The following is a 19,614-nucleotide window of genomic DNA, read 5'->3' as shown; positions in this document are numbered from 1 at the left end:
GTTTTTTACCGGCGTATCGGCAGCTAAAGGTAGATGGTCATTGCGCAGTAGCTCCAGCGCATGGCGGAAGCTGACGCCCTGAGTTTTCATTACCCAGTCGATCACGCTGCCACCTTCACCGCAGGCCCCCAGGCAGTGCCACAGATTGGATTCCGGGCTGATCACAAAACTCGGCGTCTTATCGTCATGGAAAGGACAATGGCCGATGTAGTCCTTTCCGTGCTTCTTGAGGGGTAGGCCCCAGTTTTCCACTAGCCGAACCAATGACACCTCGTTTTTGATCCGGTTGACGACCTCATCTGAGAACCGTGCCATACCTGTTATGCTCCAAATAGCGTCAAGAGTCTCAAGTGCTTTATTTTAGTATCTTATATGATACCATTGTCAAGACCTCTGAGATAACAAGGTTTATAGTGATGGAAACTTCAATCTATCTCTTGCACCTTATGAGCATCGCCAAACGACTTGCGGAATTTAGGAAACAGAAGGGCCTAACCCAACAAGCACTAGCCGATGCCATCGGCCTGCATGTGACTCAGGTAAAGCGCTATGAGGCGGGTAGCTCCCAGCCTTCACTAGAGGCCATTAAGAAGATTGCCAAGACCTTACGTGTCACCACGGATTCTCTAATTTTTGAGGAGGGAGAACTGGAGCCAGAGACCGATCTGGCGCTGCAATTTCAAGCAATTCGGCAGATGCCGGACGAGGAAAAGCAGGTAATCAAGCAACTGCTGGAGGGGATGATTATTAAATACGAGACTGCACGATGGTCTTCTAGAAGCAAGTAACAGCTACGAAAAAGCCCAACGCTTAGTTGGGCTTTGACCGTCAGAAATCAGAACTGTTTTAAGCCAAGGCTATCTTAAATCACAACGATGCTGAAAGATTATCAAGAAAGCGATAAATTTCAGTTTCATCTAGCAGTTTTGCAAGTTCAATTGGCGTATCGCCATCGGCGTTTTTGATGGTGATATTTGCCCCACGACTAACTAAAAACTTCACTGCATCCATATGTCCTTGCTCTACAGCATCATGTAGTGGTGTATAACCATGCTCACCTTTAGCGTTAATGTCTGCTCCATTGTCAAGCAAAACTGAAATTTCTTCGGTTAACCCACGAGTTGAAGCAATATTGATCGGGTAATCCCCAAATAGGCTTTTCTTGTTGACCGTTGGGATAGGCATTTCGCTGTACTCTGGCAATGCGGAATACTCGCGTAATATTTCTTCCACTTTATCATTTTTACCGTTAGTCACACTGATCATCACAATTATCTTGAATCCATTTCTCAAGGTTCCTAACTGCATTACGTGTATTCTGAATTTCAGTCATATGACCAGCATCGCCATCGCTATACCATTTGCGACTGAAATTCTCACGCAACTGAAGACATTGCTTTAGCCGGTTCAAGTTATTTTTGGCGTCTGTGCATCGATCTCCAGTAGGGGGAATTGGAGTTTTACAAATTCGACTATACTCCTTTCTCTCCCTTGCTTTATCTGCTTTGTCAGTGGGAGTATCACCGGGAATAACTGCAACCGTAGCGAGAACAGCCCCACCTAGCACAGCACCCACACCACAACCAATGGGACCGGCAAATGAGCCAATGGCACACCCTCCAACAGGGTTCAATCCAAGTGGATCGGTGTAAAAAAGAGGGTTTTGCTCAGCGTACCCGTAGGTATTAATTCCCCCGTCCAACCCAATCGGATCACTCTGTAAATACCTGCCGGTACTCGGATCATAGTCCCGATAGTAGTTGTAATAGTGCAGGGCTTCCTCTCCCTTGATCTGCCGAAGAAAATATCAACTTAGTGGGATTTTGAAATTTTAGGACGTTTACTCAGGCTTTCCTCAGAAAGCTCCTTATCATTACCAAGATGACCAATGGTATTTGTGAATTAGCGTGTCATTTTTATCAAAGCAAAATGAATACTTGCTAGGAACAAAGCTAATAGGATATTGATACCAAGCCTCCTTGACACAATCGGGTATTAACTGAGTTTCCGATTTTTCAAATTTTATTTCCACACCTACTGTGCCATCTGTTACATAATCCGGTGTCCCCGCAATAGCTATCAGCTCATCGTATGTGCTACCGAGTGGCAGCTTATGCATCGCCTTGCTCGGCTTTTGTAGTTTTATAATCAGAATTGCCAAAACAATAATCAAAATAAACACAATGACTAATGATAAAAATATTCTTTTCTTCATCATTTCAAAGATAACCATAGCTTCCGAAATCCATATTAATTCGGATCAAAAGTTTTCAATTCTGGTGGGACTGCACCACCTTTAGGGACAACATAAATAACACCTCCTAATTGCTGCCTCCAGAATTCTGCCTGAGCCACAACATCAGTTGGAAAAGAAGGGCCAAACGTGTAGGGATCTATCAAACCTGCCGAATTCAATGCCTCACTAGTCCGCGTTGAGCATGTATCTGTAGGATCGGGAAATAGGCCCAAAATCCAAGGCGGCAAATCGTCTCTCCTTGTCCCCAGGTATTTATTTATCGCCTCTTCCTGTTTCTTTGATGTGTTGATCACTATAACATTGGTATTTCTTTTCGGGGCTTCCCGCTCCAAATAACCCGTAACACTACTTCCTAATTGAGTGGCATTTCCAAAACTATACACACCCGAACCAGAAGTAGCTACTGCCGTATGTCCAAATGGATTTCCTTCTGTTGCCCCATTAATTATCACTGCCGTATGTAGTCCCAGCGGGTCAGTATAATTAATGGGATGTTGCAGTACGTAACTATATGTATTAATCCCGCCTTGTAATCCTATAGGATCAGATTGGAGATACCTACCAATCGTTGGGTCGTAGTCGCGGTAGTAGTTGTAATACCGCCCTGTCTCCTGATCATAGTACTGCCCCGGGAAACGCAGGTTTATGGTAAAGTTCACCCCGTCCCCGTCCGGATTTTCGTCCGGTGATGCTGTACCAAAGGGCTCTCCTTGAAGATCCCAGCTCCAGACGGCTACTTGCTGTGCAGTATCAATCACGGCTCTCGGTGTACCCAGGTGGTCCGCCTCTATGGCGTAGTGGGTTGTCGATTCAAGTATTGCCAGCGGTAGGTTATCCGCCCAAACGTATTCTTTGATCAATTCTCCATTGGCGGTGTATTCGCCCAACAGTTGCCCCGCCGGGTTGTAGGTGAACAGCCGGGTATCGCTTGCCGTGATTTTGGCCACTCGTTCATCAATGCCGTTGTACTGGTTGTTCAGCATGGTGATGTCGTCGTTCCTGGCTTCCACCAGGCGATTGCGGTCATCGTAAATAAAGTTCTGTCCGCCACCGGTGTCCAGGGTGTTGCCGTTGGCATCATAGCTGCGGCTGGTGCCATCTATGGCGCTTAGGCGATGGCTGTCGGCTGCGTAACTGTAGGCCTCTGTTGTTGTGTTGCTGGTGGTTTTGCTTTGGCGGTTGCCGCTTTTGTCGTAGCTGTAGCCATAGAGGCTTAGGGCCTGGGCGTCATGGACTTCAGTCAGGCGGTACAGGCTGTCGTAATCGAGGCTGCGCTCGGCTGTGCCCGGGCTATTGCCGATCTGGGTGATATTGCCCATATCGTCCAAGGTAAAGTGTAACTGGAGGCCGGTGGCCAGGCTACTCTGGATAGCTGTTGGCCGGTAGTCCTGGTCCAGGGTTCTGTCCTGGGTGTGGCCGTTGCCGTAGTCCAGTCGCGTAGCCGCACCGAAGGGGGTATAGCCGATATCGGCGATAAGGACTTCGGGTTCCTGCCCTTCCACATCGAGGCTGAGTGCGGCGATTCTGCCCTGAGTATCCCGAGCGTAGCTTATCTGTTTGCCACTGGGATAGGTAATGCCGGTCAGTTGATCAGCCAGGTTGTATTGGTAACGGGTGGTTAGGGTGATGCCGCCGGTGATCTGGTTTTTTTGCGTGAGGTTGCCGCGGTTGTCGTAACAGTAGCGAGTGGTGCCGCTGGCATCCGTCATGGTGGTGAGGCGACCTGTCGGGCTTGAGTTCTGGCAACCGGTCTCGCTGTCGGGCTGGTCGTACTGGTAGCTGACGTCCAGGCTGCTGTCCGGATACTGAACGCCGGTAGGGCGGTTGAGGGCATCGTAGGTGAATTGGCTGGTGACACCCCGGGCGTCGGTCTGGCTGCGGCGATTACCCGCCGGGTCATAGGTGTAGGTGGTGATGCCGGTGTCGGGGCTGTCCCGTTGAGTGAGCTGGTTCCAGGTGTTGTAGCTATAGATGGTGTTCAGGCTGTTGGGGTCGGTGACCTGGGTCAGGTTGCCGACGGCATCGTAGCTGAGGCGTGTTTCGGCGGCAATGTCGTCGCTGTCTCGAATGGTTTTAACCAGGCGACCCAGGGCATCATAACCGCGCTGGGTGTTGCTGCTCAGGGCGTCGGTGGTTTGGATCAATCGGCCAGCAACGTCATAGCGATAGAGAGTGCTTTGCTGTTGCGCGCCGAGAGTTTCCTCAAGGCGGTTCAGTTGGTCGAAGGTGCGGCTGAGGCTCGATTTGAGAGTGCCGCTAACATCGACGATTTCCTCTTTGCGGCGGTTGCCTTGGGAATCCAGGGTGTACTGGACCTTGCCGCCTTCGACATCCTCAATCTGGATCAGGCGGTTGCGTTCGTCATAGGTAAAGATCAGGAAGCTGTCATCCGCTGCGGTGATCCGGGTGAGATTGCCCCGGTTGTCATACTGGTAACGGGTAACGGCGTCGTCTTCGCTGTTCTGGTTATCCGGACCAAGAACCGTTTGTTCCAGCAGCCAGCCTCGAGAATGGTAGCTGTACTCGAGTATGGTGCCGTTTTCGTCCTGGACTTTGGTGAGGCGACCGCTTGAATCGTAGTTCAGGTAGTCGATGGTGTGGCCGAGGGCATTTTCGATCTGTTTGAGGTCACCGATTCTATGGCAGGTACCACCGCTGGCACAGCCGCTCTGGTCTGTGGTGGCGTAGTAGCGGTAGGTAGTGATGTCCCCCACGTCGGTTCTGGGGCCATCCGCGGTACGCAACAGGGCGGAATCCGGGCAGTCGGCTTCGCCGTTGCAGTAGGTAAAACGGGTGGTGGCAAAGGTGCCGTCCTCTTTTTTACGCTTGATGGTGGCCACATTGACGGGATTGTTTTGCGCGTCACGCACAAACTCGTATTCGGTGCGGAAGATTTTTTGTGGGTCGCTGCTGGAAACGGTTTCTTCGCTGGCGATCCAGCTGCCGTCGTAGGTCCAGCTGGTGCTGATGGTTTCGCCGCTTTCCAAAGTAACGCTTTCGCTGGTTCTTTGCGCCAGGTCGTTATAGGTGTAGTCGGTGGCGGTAAGCAGGGCCAGGCTGCCATCGGCCTGCTTTTGCCAGACTTCGCTGCGCAGGCGGTCTTTACTGTCGTTGTAGATATAGCGCAGCTGGTTGCCGAGGGGATCGGTGCGCTCGGTGAGGTAGCCGACTTCGTCGAATACGAAGGTACTGCTGCGGCTGTCGAGCACCGCTCCCGCGGCATCGCGGACGGTTTCGGTGATCTGGGTGGTGCCGGTTTCCACATAGGAGAGGGCGATGGTGTTGCGGCCCTCTTCCTGCTTTGCCACCCGCCCCTCGTTGTCGTAGGTGTTGGTGACCCAGACACCACCCTGTCCTTTTTGCAGGCCGGTAAGGCGGTGGGCGTCGGCGGCGTCTTCATATTTTAAGTTGTGCTGGTAGTTGTCCAGGCCGCTGACCTGGATCAGATTGCCCCGAGTAGCGCCGTTCCAGTCGTCGTGGGTGTAGTCGATACGGCGGCCGTCGCTGGCGATAATATGGGTGAGGCGGCCGGTTTCCTCGTTGTAGTAAAAATCCAGCGCGGCGCCGCTCAGAGCGCCATCGGCGCCTCTCTCCTGAATACGGGTCAAGCGGGGCTGATAGGCCACGACCATGGGGTTGTCCGGGTCGATGCTGTTGGGCGAGGTGCCGACCAGCGGCAGGCGACCGCGTTCGTCGTAGATCAGTTGGTGGCTCTGACCCCGTTGGTTTTGCACCGACACCAGACGCCCGTCGGCGTCAAAGCGGTCGGTGCGGCCCAGGGCATAGGCATAGGTGTAGCTGCCGTCCTGGTGTTCGCTGAGGGTGCCCTGGGGGGCATCGCGGGGGGTGACATAGGCGCCGCCGGTGAACACGAAGGTATGGCGCATACCGCAACCGGTGCGCAGCAGTACCGAGCCGTCGGGGTATTCGAACAGGCGGCGGTCGAGATCGAAGGCCCAGCCGTAGCCGAGGGCGGTATCGAAGCGGGAGCGGCTGTCGAAGCGGTGAACCAGGCGGATGGGATAGTTGCTACCGATGGCGAGATCGGTGTCTTTTAAATAAAAACCGCCATCGAAAGCGTATATGGGGTCGCCCATGGAGCCATCGCCACTACCACCAGCACCTCCGCCACCAGCACCACCGCCACCAGCACCACCGCCACCGCCACCGCGGCACTGGCAGGCGTCTAGACAAGGTGGGGGAGGCTCTTGCGGCGGCGGGGGAGGGGGGCCACCGGCGGAGCTGCCGCCGAAGTCGTGGGCGCTGGTATTGGCATTGAGTAACAGGCTTAGCAACAGGGTGGTGGAAGCCGTGCTGATGATTCCCCGAATGTTCATGGTCGTTCCCGCAGGTGTGTATTTTTTGTCGTTTGCTTATGTGTGGTGGCGGTTCTCGCTGCGCTGGCCCCGGAGTTTTTTACACCCCGGCCAGGGTCCGATATTGGGCGTAGGCTTTGTCGGCTGCCTTTTCGTCTCCCAGTTCCGACAGGGCCTGCCCCCGGCGCAGGTAAATTCCCGCTCTCTGGGGGCTCAGCCTGGCCGCCTGGTCGTAGGCTTCCAGAGCCTGTTGCCACTGGCCCCATTCGCGCCAGATATCGCCTATGATCAACCAGCCGTCGACACTGCGGGGCTTCTGCTGCAAAAACAGGTCCGCCTGTTGGTAGGCGGGTTCCAGCTTGCGTGCGCGATAGTAGTGCTGGGCCAGCTCCAGCCGCTGTTCGGCGCTGCGCTCTGTGGAACGGATTTTTTCCAGTTCCTGTAAGCGCTGGTGGTGATTGTTTTCGGCCGCCGACAGCGCCAGGGGCGATAGTGCGGCGATAATGCCTGTTAGCAGGTGTATTTTCATTGTTCCAATCCTTTACTGGTCGGGTTTTATATCGCCGATCACTGATGCTCCACCCAGACTTTTAGGGTGGCGGTACCGAAGTTGCCCTCATAGCCGCGGATATTGACCGTGATATAGTGCTCTCCCGCGTTGACTGTGCTGCTGTCCCATTGCCAGGTGATGGGGATAAAGCCCACTTCGTTTTCAAAGGCGAAGGTGCCGTCGACAAAGAACACGGGTTCGAAGCGACGGGCCAGGAGACGGGCGCGGTCTTTCTTCGCCACGTCCAGGCGGATGGGCACCTTGCCGGAAACAACCCAGCGCCCTTCTTTATCCCGCTTCGCATCGGTGGCGAGTTTCAGCGTGGTTTCGAAGTCTCCCCGGCTCTCCAGCGGTTGGTCCGTGTGGTAGTACATGCGTTTTGTTTGCCGCTGAGTGACCGTTTTTTTACGAATATCGTCCGCGGGCAGGTCGGCAAAGACTATCTGGCTGGGCCCGGGACCAAGCAACAGGGTGTTGTCGCTGAGACTGTAGGCGGTGACGGCCAGATTCAGTTTGGGGTGTTTGCCGATATTCAGGGCACGGGAAATATCCCAACCGTCCCAGGGTTCGGTCTGCACACCGCTGTTGCGGGGGACCCAGTCGACCAGGGTATGCAGCAGGGGACCGCCTTCTTTGAGGCCCAGGCGGATACTGACGCGGGCGGGTTTTTGCAGAGAATAACGCACAAGGCCCCGCTCCCTGTCCCAGCTCACATCTTTGACCGCGAGCGCCTCGTCTCCGCTCAGATCGGTGAGATCGTGGGTAACTTCCTCCCCGTTGCTTTGCGCGGTCAGGGTGTAGCTGTAGGCCTCAGGAGGCAGCAAAACGCCCTTTAGATCCCTGCCATCCCACTGCAGCTGTTGATCACCAGCGGCGAGTTGGCCACTGGCGATCTGTTTGACCAGGCGATCCCGGCCGTCGTAGATGTTCAGGGTCACTTGCGCCGCCTGGTCGAGGTTGAAGTGGATAACGGCTTTTTCCTGGTTTGCCGGATTGAAGGTGCGTTTTTCCGCGCTTACCCGGGTAATTTCAACGCCCTGCGCCAGGCTGGATAGCAGGGACAGCGTCAGTAGCCATACTGCTCTGTTCATTGGCCGCTCTCCTGCACTGGCGCCCACACCGGCTGCCGCGCACCCTCCTCGCTGTTGGTCAGGGGACTTAGGCTATTGGCGGCGATATCCAGCAGCCAGAGGTTTATATTGCCATCGCGGGTGGATTGAAAGGCCAGTTGGTCGCCGGCGGGGGACCAGGCGGGGCGGGCGTCCAGTGCCGGGTTTTGTGTCAATTGCCGCGTCTCGCCGTCGGCCTGGCGCAGCCAGAGTTCGTAATTGCCCGATTGATTGCCGGAATAGGCGAGGGCGCCGTCTTTGCGCACGGCCAAATCAAAGTGATACAGGGCGTTGACGGTCAACTGTTCGGTACTGCGGCTGGCGAGGTCCACTTTCCAGATATCGTGCGCCTGGCCGCCGTCGCCGGAGAGGAAGTAGAGGGATTGTCCATCCGCGGACCAGGTGGGTTCGTGCTGAAGCCTCGGCATGGAGGTCAGTTTGTGCAGTTTGCGGCTGTGGAAATAAAACACATAAATATCGTTGTCGTCGATACTGCCGGAGGTGCTCAGGGAAAAGGCGAAGCTGTCGCCTTTGGGGCTGAGCACGGCATCGAGGATATTGGGCATCGGCGCGGCGATGGTCTCTGTGTCTCCGCTTTGGGTATCCAGGCGGTAGAGCTGGCCATCGTGCCGGTTGACCAGCAGGTGCCGGCCATCGGGATACCAGGAAATACGTGAAACGTCACTGCCGAAGCGGGTGAGTTGTGTGGATGGCCGCTTATCGGCGTCTGTGAGCCAGACTTCCCAGTAGCCGTCGGCAACGCCCAGGTAGGCGATGTCGTCCGCAACAGCCATAGAGGGGCCCCCGGCCAGCAGTAAGGTGGATAACAATGTTGATACGACTTTGTGTTTCATGATGTCTCTTATGGCTATTGGCGCTGACGCCTAGCGATATAAATTGACCACACCCCGGTACAGGGCGCTCTCGCCACCCTGCGGCGAGGTGGCTTGGATGGCAAAGGTGTAGGCGCCTTCCTCTCCCACCAGCACCGCATTGGGATCGGCCAGGTCGTAGCCGCGCCATTCCACTTCGTGCTGGACGGGGCCGCCACTTCCGTCCTGCGCCTGTTGCAGAACGTCATCCACCAGCACAATGGCCGAGGGGTCCTGCGGATTTACAATACCCGGGGGCAGGAGGCTGAAGGTGACGTAGGCATCGCTGCTGATCCGGTAGGCCATACGAGTCAGTTGCTCGTAGCTGTGGCTGACCAGATAGGGATCGGATTTCACTTCGATACTGGGTGCTGCGGCGGCGCCGCTGATGCGTGGTGCACTGTCCGCTAGGTAGATGGCGGTGCTGCGCAGCGGCTTTGGCGCTGGGTAATAAATAGAAACGGGGGATTCGACGATGCGGCCACTGGGATCACGCCCATCCCAGTAGAGCCAGTGCTGGCCCTTGGAATAAAACACGTCTTCGAACACATAGAAGGCAGATTCGCCATCCGGGGTGACCTGCATACTCACCAGGCTCGGACTCGCCACATTCACCGAAATCTTATAGAAGTCATTGGCATAAGCGTTGTAATTGCCGGGCACGGAGCCGCTCACACTGCCCTCTCCTCCGGGATGCGGCACGTTGTAGACAAAATTGTCGAGTCCGTTGTTGACGCGCAGCATGACGTAATACAGACCCTCGGCCTGCAGTGCGCTCTCATTGTCACGCCCATTCCAGAAGATCGGATACTCACCGGCCTGGGGATAGCTCCCATCCGCTTGGTAAACGAGCGTATTGTCAACATCCCTGCGGATCTCGATGGTGACATTGGCGGCGCTGCTTAGAGTGAAACTGCCCAGCGCCTGCTCCCCTTCCAGTGGATAGAACTTTGCTACTGTGAGACGTACCACAGTCCGGCCGAAGGCCCCTACCCAGTAATTACTGAAATCCACCTGCGGTGAAGTACTCGCAGCGGTGTAGATTTGCGTTTCTATTACCGCCTCATCCACTGTGCCCCACCAGTTACCAGTGGCATCCAGGGTGGTATTTTCGGGATCGCCAAAGTTGCTGGTGTAGAAGTCGTACTCCGTGTTGCCATAAAGGTTATTGCCGGTGACTACCGGTTGGGGATTATTGGCCGCACTACCATCCCCTATGACAAAGAGTCCGTAGGCGTTTAAGGTAATTTCATTACCATCGCCGATCAGGGGGTTGCTGCCGGCACGCACGTAGATACCGACGGTATTAAAGCGGAACAGGGAATTGCGAACAATACCTTGGCCACCGTTAAACTCGAGGCCGAACTGGGCTCCCTCAACCCGGGCATAGTTGAAATCGACGTTGCCGCCGGCAATCACTTCAATACCGCACCACTGCCCAGGGGTGCTTGTTCCTGGGAGCGGGGCAAAGACCACTTCCGAGTCCGCGGTGCCCCGGGCTAGCAGAGTGCCCGCTACCTGTAGTTTTTGATCGGCGCTAGCTAGCAGACTAGCGCCGGCCTCCAGGGTCAGGGTGACTCCGGACTCTACCACTGAACTCTCCAGTAGCAGATGGCGACCGGCGGGTAAAACGATATCTTCGTCAATCGATCCGGATAGAAAGAGACCAGCGGGCTGGCCATTTAAGCTATCAAGATAGCTGCCGTAGTTCACCAGTGGCGAGCTTGAATCGTCATTTCTGTCGTAAATGGAAGAGGCGATAGCCCCTAGCTCCGTACTGCCCCACCAGTTACCAGTGGCATTCAGGGTGGTATTTTCGGGATCGCCAAAACTGCCGGTATAGAAGTCGTACTGCGTGTTGCCGTAAAGGTTATTGCCGGTGACTACCGGTTGGGGATTATTGGCCGCACTACCATCCCCTACGACAAGGAGTCCGTAGGAGTTTGAGGTAATTTCATTACCGGCGCTGATCAGGGGGTTGCTGCCGGCGCGCACCCAGATGCCGTAGAAATTAAAGCGGAACAGGGAATTGCGAACAGTACCTTGGCCACCGTTAAACTCAAGGCCGTACTGGGCCCCCTCAACCCGGGCATAGTCGAGATCGACGCTGCCGCCGGCAATCACTTCAATACCGTACCACTGCCCACGGTCGCTTGTCCCTGAGAGCGGGGCAAAGACCACTTCCGAGTCCGCGGTGCCCCGGGCTAGCAGAGTGCCCGCTACCTGCAGTTTTAGATCGGGGTCAGCTAGCAGACTAGCGCCGGCCTCCAGGGTCAGGGTGACTCCGGGCTCTACCATTGAACTCTCCAGCAGCAGATGTTGACCGGCGGGCAAAACGGTATCTTCGTCAATCGATCCGGACAGAAAGAAACCAGCGGGCTGGCCATTAAAGCTATCGAGATAGCTGCCGTAGTTCACCAGTGGCGAGCTTGAATCATCATTTCTGTCGTAAATGGAAGAAGCGATAACCCGTAGCTCTGTACTGCCCCACCAGTTACCAGTGGCATCCAGGGTGGTATTTTCGGGGTCGCCAAAATCGCTGGTATAGAAGTCGTACTGCCAGTTGCCGTAAAGGTTATTGCCGGTGACTACCGGTTGGGGATTATTGGCCGCACTACCATCCCCTATGGCAAGGAGTCCGAAGGAGTTTAAGGTAATTTCATTACCAGAGCTGATCAGGGGGTTGCTGCCGGCGCGCACGTAGATGCCGTAGGAATTACGGCGGAACAGGGAATTGCGAACAGTACCTTGGCCACCGTTAAACTCGAGGCCGAACCGGGCCCCCTCAACCCGGGCATAGTTGAAATCGACGCTGCCGCCGGCAATCACTTCAATACCGTACCATTGCCCAGCGGTGGTTGTCCCTGAGAGCGGGGCAAAGACCACTTCCGAGTCCGCGGTGCCCTGGGCTACCAGAGTGCCCGTTACCTGTAGTTTTAGATCGGGGCCAGCTAGCAGACTAGCGCCGGCCTCCAGGGTCAGGGTGACTCCGGGCTCTACCACTGAGTTCTCCAGCAGCAGATGGCGACCGGCGGGCAAAACGGTATCTTCGTCAATCGATCCGGACAGAGAGTGACCAGTATAAACGGGCTGACCATTTAAGCTATCGAGATAGCTGCCGTAGTTCACCAGTGGCGAGCTTGGACTGTCATTTCTGTCGTAAATGGAAGAGGCGATAACCCCTGGTTCTGTACTGCCCCACCAGTTGCCAGTGGCATCCAGGGTGGTGCTTGTGGGGTCGCCAAAATCGCTGGTATAGAAGTTGTAGTGCGTGTTGCCGTAAAGGTTATTGCCGGTGGCTACCGGTTGGGGATTATTGGCCGCACTGCCATCTCCTATGACAACGAGTCCGTGGCCGTTTAAGGTAATTTCATTACCACCGCTAATCTGCGGGTCACTGTTGAGAAGGATAACTACCGCGGACCAGCTGCCGCGAATAGTATTGCCGGCGATCTCTGGGGCAATACGGGCCTCGGCGGAAGCGCCCGCTGTACGAATACCGTGGGTATTGTTTAAAAACTCGGAATTGCGCACCGAGCCATCGCCACCATTAAAGTGAATACCGTTCTGCGCACAGTGCACCTCGGCGTGTTCCAGAGCTGCGCTGGCCCCTGCAACCACTTCAATACCCGGCCAGTCCGATCGACTGCTATTGATCCCATTGCAGTCCGCTGCCGTCGGCTTGAACAGCACTGGATTCTCGATAAGCCCAGTCACCTTAAAATAACCGGAAACACTCATCCGATAATTACCATTTACCAGGATCTCAACACCCGGCTGAATCCAGAGGGTTACGTTTTCAAGGACGTTCAGATCGCCTTCGAGGATATAGGGAGAGCCATCTCCCTTAGTCCACACAAGGGTGTTTGATATATCTCCGGACCACTCTCGTTCGAGCGTATTGGTGTAGCTGCTAGCCACACTGTTCGAGGCAACAGTTTGCCAGGCATCCGTCGCAGAAATCGCATAGATGGAGTTGTCACCATCCTGCAGAGGGACCCAGGCTGAGAAGACACCGCTTTCATCAACAACGATACTTCTTGTTAGCCGGCCATTGACAAAAAAACTGACCGTTGAGCCCGGCGCCGCAGAGCCAGTTAGCGTTGCCGGGTTGGTATCGCTCTGGGCATTTATCGCATCCAGTACCGGGGCCCCTATGTCATTGCGAACCTTCCTTTGCGCCCCGGTTTGGCCTTTATCTCTGACAGGAACATATTGAATGCTTTGGAATTCGGAGGAGTCTGCAGAGATCGCGCTCAAAGCGCGGATACGGTTGTCGCCGGCAGTCAGTGCCACAATCACGGTAAATTCGCCGGTAGCATTGCTCCGGGTTTGCACCACCGTTGAATTATTGAGTTCGATATCAATGGCTTCATTGGGTTGGTCGGAAAGCCCACTAATATACAAGTCGGGTGAATAGACTCTTTCCGATACGGGATAAAGCAGGACTTCTGCCTGGGCGCCTACGGAAAACGCTGCAATAGATATCCAGATTACTGCCAGCAGGCCAGCTTTCGCACGCTGTGTAACTCTGGTAAAAGGGCTCTGCCGTTTGACCACGCTTAATCGACCCTTCATTCCATTAATCTTTTAAAGTTGGCATAACGCATCGATAGAAACCGGGAAATACCCCGACCGAATGATGAAGCGACCCCAGTTTGAATTTCATAATGTCCCTTATGGCTATTGGCGCCAACGTCTAGCGATACAAATTGACCACACCCCGGTACAGGGTGGATTCCCCGGTTTCCGCTGAGCGCGCCTGTATGGCGAAGGTGTAGGCGCCTTCCTCTCCCACCAGCACCGCATTGGGATCGGCCAGGTCGTAGCCGCGCCATTCCACTTCGTGTTGGATGGGTTCGCCACTTCCATCCTGCGCCTGTTGCAGAACGTTATCCACCAGCACAATGGCCGAGGGGTCCTGCGGATCTACGATACCCGGCGGCAGGAGGCTGAAGGTGACGTGGGCATCGTTGCTGATCCGGTAGGCCATACGAGTCAGTTGTTCATAGCTGTGGCTGACCAGATAGGGATCGGATTTCACTTCGATATTGGGCGCGGCCCCCGGGCCGGTGATATCCGGTGCGGCAGCGGCCACATAAATGGCGGTGGGCCTAACCCGCAGGGGCGCCGGATAGAAGACGGAGACTGGTACGTCGATAATATCGCCATTGGGATCTCTGCCGTCCCAGTAGAGCCAGTGCTGACCCTCGGGATAGAAGGCTTCCTTGAAGACATAGAAAGCCGGGCCGCCATCCGGGGTGACCTGCATACTCACCAAGCTCGGACTCGCCACATTTACCGAAATCTTGTAAAAGTCATTGGCATAGGCGTTGTAGCGGCTGGGCACCGCGCCGGAGACACTGCCGGCACCACTGGGATTGGGCGCGTCGTAGACGAAGTCATCGACGCCGTCATTGGCCAGTAAGACCACCCGGTAGAGATCCTCGGGCATCAGGGTGCCCTGGTTGTCGCGGCCGTCCCACAGGAGGGGATAGTCACCGGCGGCCGGGTGGCTTTCACTGGCTTGATTCACCACCGTATTGTCGGACTCCCGGCGAATCTCCACAGTGACCGTGGCTGCCCGGTTAAGCGTAAATAGACCCTGGGCCGACTCTCCGGCGAGGGGATGTAGTACCGGTGAGTGCAGGCTCACACCGCTAATGGTGACTGCCGGCAATCCGATCACCGCCTCCAGGTAATTGCTGAAATCCACTTGGGGCGAAGAAGCGGCGGCCGTGTAGATTCGCGCTTCGATGGCGGCCGGATCGGCGGTACCCCACCAGTTGCCGGTGATATCCAGGGTGACGGACTGGGGATCGCCAAAGCCGGTAGTGTAGAGATCGTAACTACTGTTGCCGTACAGGTTATTGCCGGTAATCACCGGCATAGGGTTATCCTTGGGGACACCGTTGCCGATAATATAAACCCCATAGTCGTTCAGGGTGATCTCGTTGCCATCGGTAATCAGCGGATCGCTATTGGCGCGGATATAGATACCGTGGGTATTGAAGCGGAACAGGGAGTTGCGCACCGTGCCCTGGCCACCATTGAAGTCGAGGCCGTAGACGGCACCTTCAATACGAGCATAGTCCAGATCTACAATGCCACCGGTGACTACTTCGATACCGTACCAGTCACCGGACTGAGGTGTTGGCGAGGCGGAGGAAAATTCCACTCGCTCTCCGGTAATACCCCGTGCTACCAGATTACCGGCAATTTGCAGTTTGAAGTCCGGTGCGGACTTCAGGCTGGCACCGGGTTGCAAAGTCAGCGTTACCCCAGGTTCCACAACAATGTTTTGCAACATTCGGTGGTCGCCGCTAGGGAGGGTCAGATCTTCGCTTATCGGGCCGAGGAGAGTCTGACCGTCGTAGGCTGGCTGGCCTCCAGGGGCAGCCAGGTAATTAGCGTAATTTACAAAGGGGGAGCTGCTGCTATTCTTATGGTCATAAATCGTAATAATAATTTTAGCCGGATCAGCACTCCCCCACCAGTTACCTTTCGCATCCAGTACCGCGAGTGCAGGGTTGCCAAAGCTGCCGGCGTTATAGTTGTGGCTGGTGTTTGCATAAATACTGTTGCCAGTCACCACCGGGGCGGGGTTCTGCGCTTGGTTATTGTTGCCTGTCGCATACAGACCGTAATAATTGCCGGTAATTTCGTTGTCGCCGCTAATCAGCGGCGCGCTGTTGCGTTGCACAGAGATGCCAAAGAAACTGCCGCGAATTTCATTGGCGAGCAATTCCGGCGCTATAGCAGTCTCCGGCGAGGTGGCGATCATCTCGACCGCGGCATGGTTGTTTAGCAGCCGTGTATGCCGGATTGCGCCGTCTCCACCATTAAAATGCACTCCTTTGGAGGCGCAGTGGATCTCGGCGTATTCAATGCTGGCGCTGGCAGCGGCCAACACTTCAATGCCCCGCCAGTCCTGGCGCTGGGTATTCGTACCGTCACAAGCTGCTGCAGTGGGTTTGAAGACAACCGGCGATTCCCCGCTGCCGGCGATCAGTAGGGCTCCCTGTACCTGCAGTTTGGCATTGACCGCGATATTCAGTTGTGTAGCGGGATCAATGGTTAAGGTGGTGCCCTGGGCTATCGTGACATTGCCCTGTATCTGATATTCGCCGGCGCTTAGGGTGGTGTCCGCGGCGATAGGACCGTTCAGAAATTCTCCGCTATACACCGGTTCACCAGCGACGCCATCCAGGTAGCCACTGTAGTTGACTACCGGCGCCGAAGTCGGACTGTCGCTCCAGTCGTAGATCTTGGCGGCAATCTGTGCCGGATTCGTTGTTCCCCACCAGTTATCGGTCGCATCCAGTACCGTCAGCGCAGCGTTGCCAAAGCTGCTGGCGTAATAGTTGTAACCGGTGTTTGCATCAATACTGTTGCCAGTCACCACTGGAGCGGGGTTCTGGGCTTGGTTATTGTTGCCTGTCGCATACAGACCGTAATAGTTGCCGGTAATTTCGTTGCCGCCGCCAATCAGCGGCGCGCTGTTGCGTTGCACTGAGATGCCATAGAAACCGCCGCGAATTTCATTGGCGAGCAATTCCGGCGCTATAGCAGTCTCCGGCGAGGTGGCGATCATCTCGACCGCGGCATGGTTGTTTAGCAGCCGTGTATGCCGGATTGCGCCGTCTCCACCATTAAAATGCACGCCTTTGGAGGCGCAGTGGATCTCGGCGTATTCAATGCTGGCGCTGGCAGCGGCCAACACTTCAATGCCCCGCCAGTCCTGGCGCCAGGTATTCGTACCGTCACAAGCTGCTGCAGTGGGTTTGAAGACAACCGGCGATTCCCCGCTGCCGGCGATCAGTAGGGCTCCCTGTACCTGCAGTTTGGCATTGACCGCGATATTCAGTTGTGTACTGGGATCAATGGTTAAGGTGGTGCCCTGGGCTATCGTGACATTGCCCTGTATCTGATATTCGCTGGCGCTTAGGGTGGTGTCCGCGGCGATAGGACCGTTCAGAAATTCTCCGCTATACACCGGTTCACCAGCGACGCCATCCAGGTAGCCACTGTAGTTCACTACCGGCGCCGAAGTCGGACTGTCGCTCCAGTCGTAGATCTTGGCGGCAATCTGTGCCGGATTCGTTGTTCCCCACCAGTTATCGGTCGCATCCAGTACCGTCAGCGCAGCGTTGCCAAAGCTGCTGGCGTAATAGTTGTAACCGGTGTTTGCATCAATACTGTTGCCAGTCACCACTGGAGCGGGGTTCTGGGCTTGGTTATTGTTGCCTGTCGCATACAGACCGTAATAGTTGCGGGTAATTTCGTTGCCGCCGCCAATCAGCGGCGCGCTGTTGCGTTGCACTGAGATGCCATAGAAACCGCCGCGAATTTCATTGGCGAGCAATTCCGGCGCTATAGCAGTCTCCGGCGAGGTGGCGATCATCTCGACCGCGGCATGGTTGTTTAGCAGCCGTGTATGCCGGATTGCGCCGTCTCCACCATTAAAATGCACGCCTTTGGAGGCGCAGTGGATCTCGGCGTATTCAATGCTGGCGCTGGCAGCGGCCAACACTTCAATGCCCCGCCAGTCCTGGCGCCAGGTATTCGTACCGTCACAAGCTGCTGCAGTGGGTTTGAGGACAACCGGGGAGGCTTCGTCGCCAGCTACGACCAACTCGCCTTGCACTAACAACTTATAGTCTGCGGCTATATCCACACGAGTACCAGGTTGAAGCCACAGAGTTGCACCTTCTGCAATAGTCAGATTACCAATTAGCTGATAAGGGGTGCCATCCCCTGGCGTCCATACCAAAGTTTCTGAAAGTGTGCCACTCCACTCTCTCTGGGTACTGTTGCCATATTCCGTATTGATCGTATTTGAGGCCGGACTTTGCCCGTTTTCATTCTCTGCAATTGCGTAAATGCTATTGGCATTGTCTTCCAGCGGCACCCAGGTAGAGAAAACACCGCTGGCATCGATATCGATACTGCGGGTATAGCGTCCATTTACAAAGAAACTGACGCTGGTTTCAGGCGGCGCCGTGCCTGTTACGGTAGTGGGATTGTCTGAGGTGGTGGCGGGCAAGGGGTCCAGCGATGGAAAATCCGGCGCTTCACTGGTGCCTGTAACCTTCCATATCCCGGAGCCCGCGGCCGTTGGCAGATACCCTATTGTATGGATGGCAGACTGCGCAGTAGTACCGATAATACGCAGCTGGTTGTCGCCCGCTTGCAAAGGGATTCTTAGCGCAAAGTCGCCGGTCTCGTTGCTGAGGGTCTCGGCTACAAGTTCGCCGTTCACTTCGGCCTGCAGGATTTCTCTACTCAGGCTGGCAAGACCAGTCACATAGAGACTGGGTTGGTAGTGCTTTTCGGGCAACGGGTAGAGAACGATGTCTTCAGCGGCGGCGGCTTGGGAAAATATCTGGGCAAAAAACAGCAAAATTATCGCAACAACTTGTCGATTCAGCATCGGCGTAGGTTTTTTACGCTTTTTGAGCCTGCTGTTTATCCCGCCTGCAATCGGATCTTGTACATCCTGTATCTTTTGCCTGGACATGCCGTCTCCTGGATAACCTGGATGATTATCGATTTGTTCAAATTTTCTGCTATGCCTGGTCAATGGATCTCCGCGCAGCCAGTGGGGTCTGTTTTCTTGCCCGCAGTGCAAAACTCCACCTGGATAGCGCAATCGCCGTCAGACTGGTGACCATCAGCAGAAATACATAGCGCATGGCGCCATAGCGGGATTCGCTGCCGATGGCAAAGGCGTGCCAAAATACCAGTGCGAACACCGCAAACCAGGCCATATGTACTTTTCGCCACCCCCTTTTGCCGCGGTAGGTCTGCCATCCTGCGAAAATGGCCAGTAACAACAGCCACAGTCCGACCAGGCCGAGGCTTACATGGAGCTGGTAGTAACCCTGGCTGAATTGCGGCAATAGCAGACCCCAGGCGGGGGCGCCGGTGCGCAGACTGACGGCGGTAAAGAAGAGTCCCAGGTGGGCGAGAACAAGGCCGAGCGTGCTCAGTCCGAGGCGGATATGTCCCTTGGTTGTAAGAGAGGGCATGCTGTTTCGCAGCACCGGCGCACCCTTGGCCAGTGCCAACAGGCATTGTACCCAGAAGCAGGAAAAGGCCAGCAGGCCGGTAAGTTTGGAAAACAAATAGGGCAGCTGGCCGGGTGGGAGTTCTCGGGTAAAGTACAGAACAGGGTTGCCGGCGGAGAGGTGCCAGACGGCGATGGGAAAAGCGAAAGCCAGGCCGCATACGAAGGTCAATATGATTGTTTGCTGTCTTGTGGACGGTGTCACTGATGCTTCCTGGTTTTTTCTTGCTGTTTTTTCGGACTGATGTGGCCGATTGTTGTAGCGCCCGAGAGTGGTGGCTACGTTTCGCTTATCCACCCTAGCAGGCTGTTGATTTTGTCGCCTGAGAACATTGGGTTAGATACAATACGGAAAACGATAACCCACAGAGGATTTTGGTTCAGTGCGCGGTATGGATGTTTTTCAGGAGTCTCTTTTCACAACAGTGCAGTTGGAATCGT

The 19,614-nt window shown here is 55.3% G+C and carries 12 protein-coding genes; 1 reads left to right on the top strand and 11 read right to left on the bottom strand.

Annotated features, from left to right (window positions below; genetic code table 11):
* Nucleotides 1-315 (bottom strand): CHC2 zinc finger domain-containing protein (locus AB1S50_RS17090; protein WP_367152273.1); only part of this gene is annotated, 315 nt, incomplete at its 3' end.
* Nucleotides 316-416: 101 nt separating this feature from the next.
* On the opposite strand from AB1S50_RS17090, the gene AB1S50_RS17085 reads away from it, so the two are divergent.
* Nucleotides 417-788, top strand: coding sequence for a helix-turn-helix domain-containing protein (locus AB1S50_RS17085; protein WP_299947438.1), 372 nt, complete (start codon nucleotides 417-419; stop codon nucleotides 786-788).
* 79 nt (nucleotides 789-867) lie between these two features.
* Here the strand turns inward: AB1S50_RS17085 and AB1S50_RS17080 are convergent, their stop codons facing one another.
* From AB1S50_RS17080 to AB1S50_RS17035, 10 genes are all read right to left on the bottom strand, one after another.
* Entirely contained in the window at nucleotides 868-1,308 is a 441-nt protein-coding gene (locus tag AB1S50_RS17080; protein ID WP_367152271.1) for an ankyrin repeat domain-containing protein, read from the bottom strand.
* Nucleotides 1,250-1,774 (bottom strand): RHS repeat-associated core domain-containing protein, encoded by a 525-nt coding sequence (locus AB1S50_RS17075; protein ID WP_367152274.1) that lies wholly within the window; start codon nucleotides 1,772-1,774, stop codon nucleotides 1,250-1,252. The genes AB1S50_RS17080 and AB1S50_RS17075 overlap by 59 nt, the downstream gene beginning before the upstream one ends.
* Nucleotides 1,775-1,873: 99 nt before the next feature.
* Nucleotides 1,874-2,233, bottom strand: coding sequence for a hypothetical protein (locus AB1S50_RS17070; protein ID WP_367152269.1), 360 nt, complete (start codon nucleotides 2,231-2,233; stop codon nucleotides 1,874-1,876).
* 17 nt (nucleotides 2,234-2,250) lie between these two features.
* The gene (locus AB1S50_RS17065; protein WP_367152267.1) at nucleotides 2,251-6,594 is read right to left on the bottom strand and encodes an RHS repeat-associated core domain-containing protein; all 4,344 of its coding nucleotides are present in this window, start codon (nucleotides 6,592-6,594) and stop codon (nucleotides 2,251-2,253) included.
* A 79-nt stretch (nucleotides 6,595-6,673) separates the two neighbouring features.
* Nucleotides 6,674-7,102, bottom strand: a complete 429-nt coding sequence (locus AB1S50_RS17060) for a tetratricopeptide repeat protein (RefSeq protein ID WP_367152266.1) — start codon at nucleotides 7,100-7,102, stop codon at nucleotides 6,674-6,676.
* A 38-nt stretch (nucleotides 7,103-7,140) separates the two neighbouring features.
* Nucleotides 7,141-8,214: a FlgD immunoglobulin-like domain containing protein gene (locus AB1S50_RS17055; RefSeq protein WP_367152264.1), complete on the bottom strand. Its 1,074-nt coding sequence runs from the start codon at nucleotides 8,212-8,214 to the stop codon at nucleotides 7,141-7,143.
* Nucleotides 8,211-9,086, bottom strand: coding sequence for a TolB family protein (locus AB1S50_RS17050; protein ID WP_367152263.1), 876 nt, complete (start codon nucleotides 9,084-9,086; stop codon nucleotides 8,211-8,213). The genes AB1S50_RS17055 and AB1S50_RS17050 overlap by 4 nt, the downstream gene beginning before the upstream one ends.
* Before the next feature lie 30 nt (nucleotides 9,087-9,116).
* Nucleotides 9,117-13,682, bottom strand: coding sequence for a right-handed parallel beta-helix repeat-containing protein (locus tag AB1S50_RS17045; RefSeq protein ID WP_367152262.1), 4,566 nt, complete (start codon nucleotides 13,680-13,682; stop codon nucleotides 9,117-9,119).
* A 121-nt stretch (nucleotides 13,683-13,803) separates the two neighbouring features.
* Nucleotides 13,804-18,624 carry a FlgD immunoglobulin-like domain containing protein gene (locus AB1S50_RS17040; RefSeq protein WP_367152261.1) on the bottom strand — a complete coding sequence of 1,607 codons (4,821 nt, stop codon included), beginning with the start codon at nucleotides 18,622-18,624 and terminating at the stop codon, nucleotides 13,804-13,806.
* A 49-nt stretch (nucleotides 18,625-18,673) separates the two neighbouring features.
* Nucleotides 18,674-19,378, bottom strand: coding sequence for a hypothetical protein (locus AB1S50_RS17035; protein WP_367152259.1), 705 nt, complete (start codon nucleotides 19,376-19,378; stop codon nucleotides 18,674-18,676).
* Nucleotides 19,379-19,614: the final 236 nt, after the last annotated feature.

This window comes from Microbulbifer discodermiae (assembly GCF_040742695.1).
Lineage (GTDB): Bacteria > Pseudomonadota > Gammaproteobacteria > Pseudomonadales > Cellvibrionaceae > Microbulbifer.
This window is presented reverse-complemented; position numbering and strand designations above follow the sequence as displayed.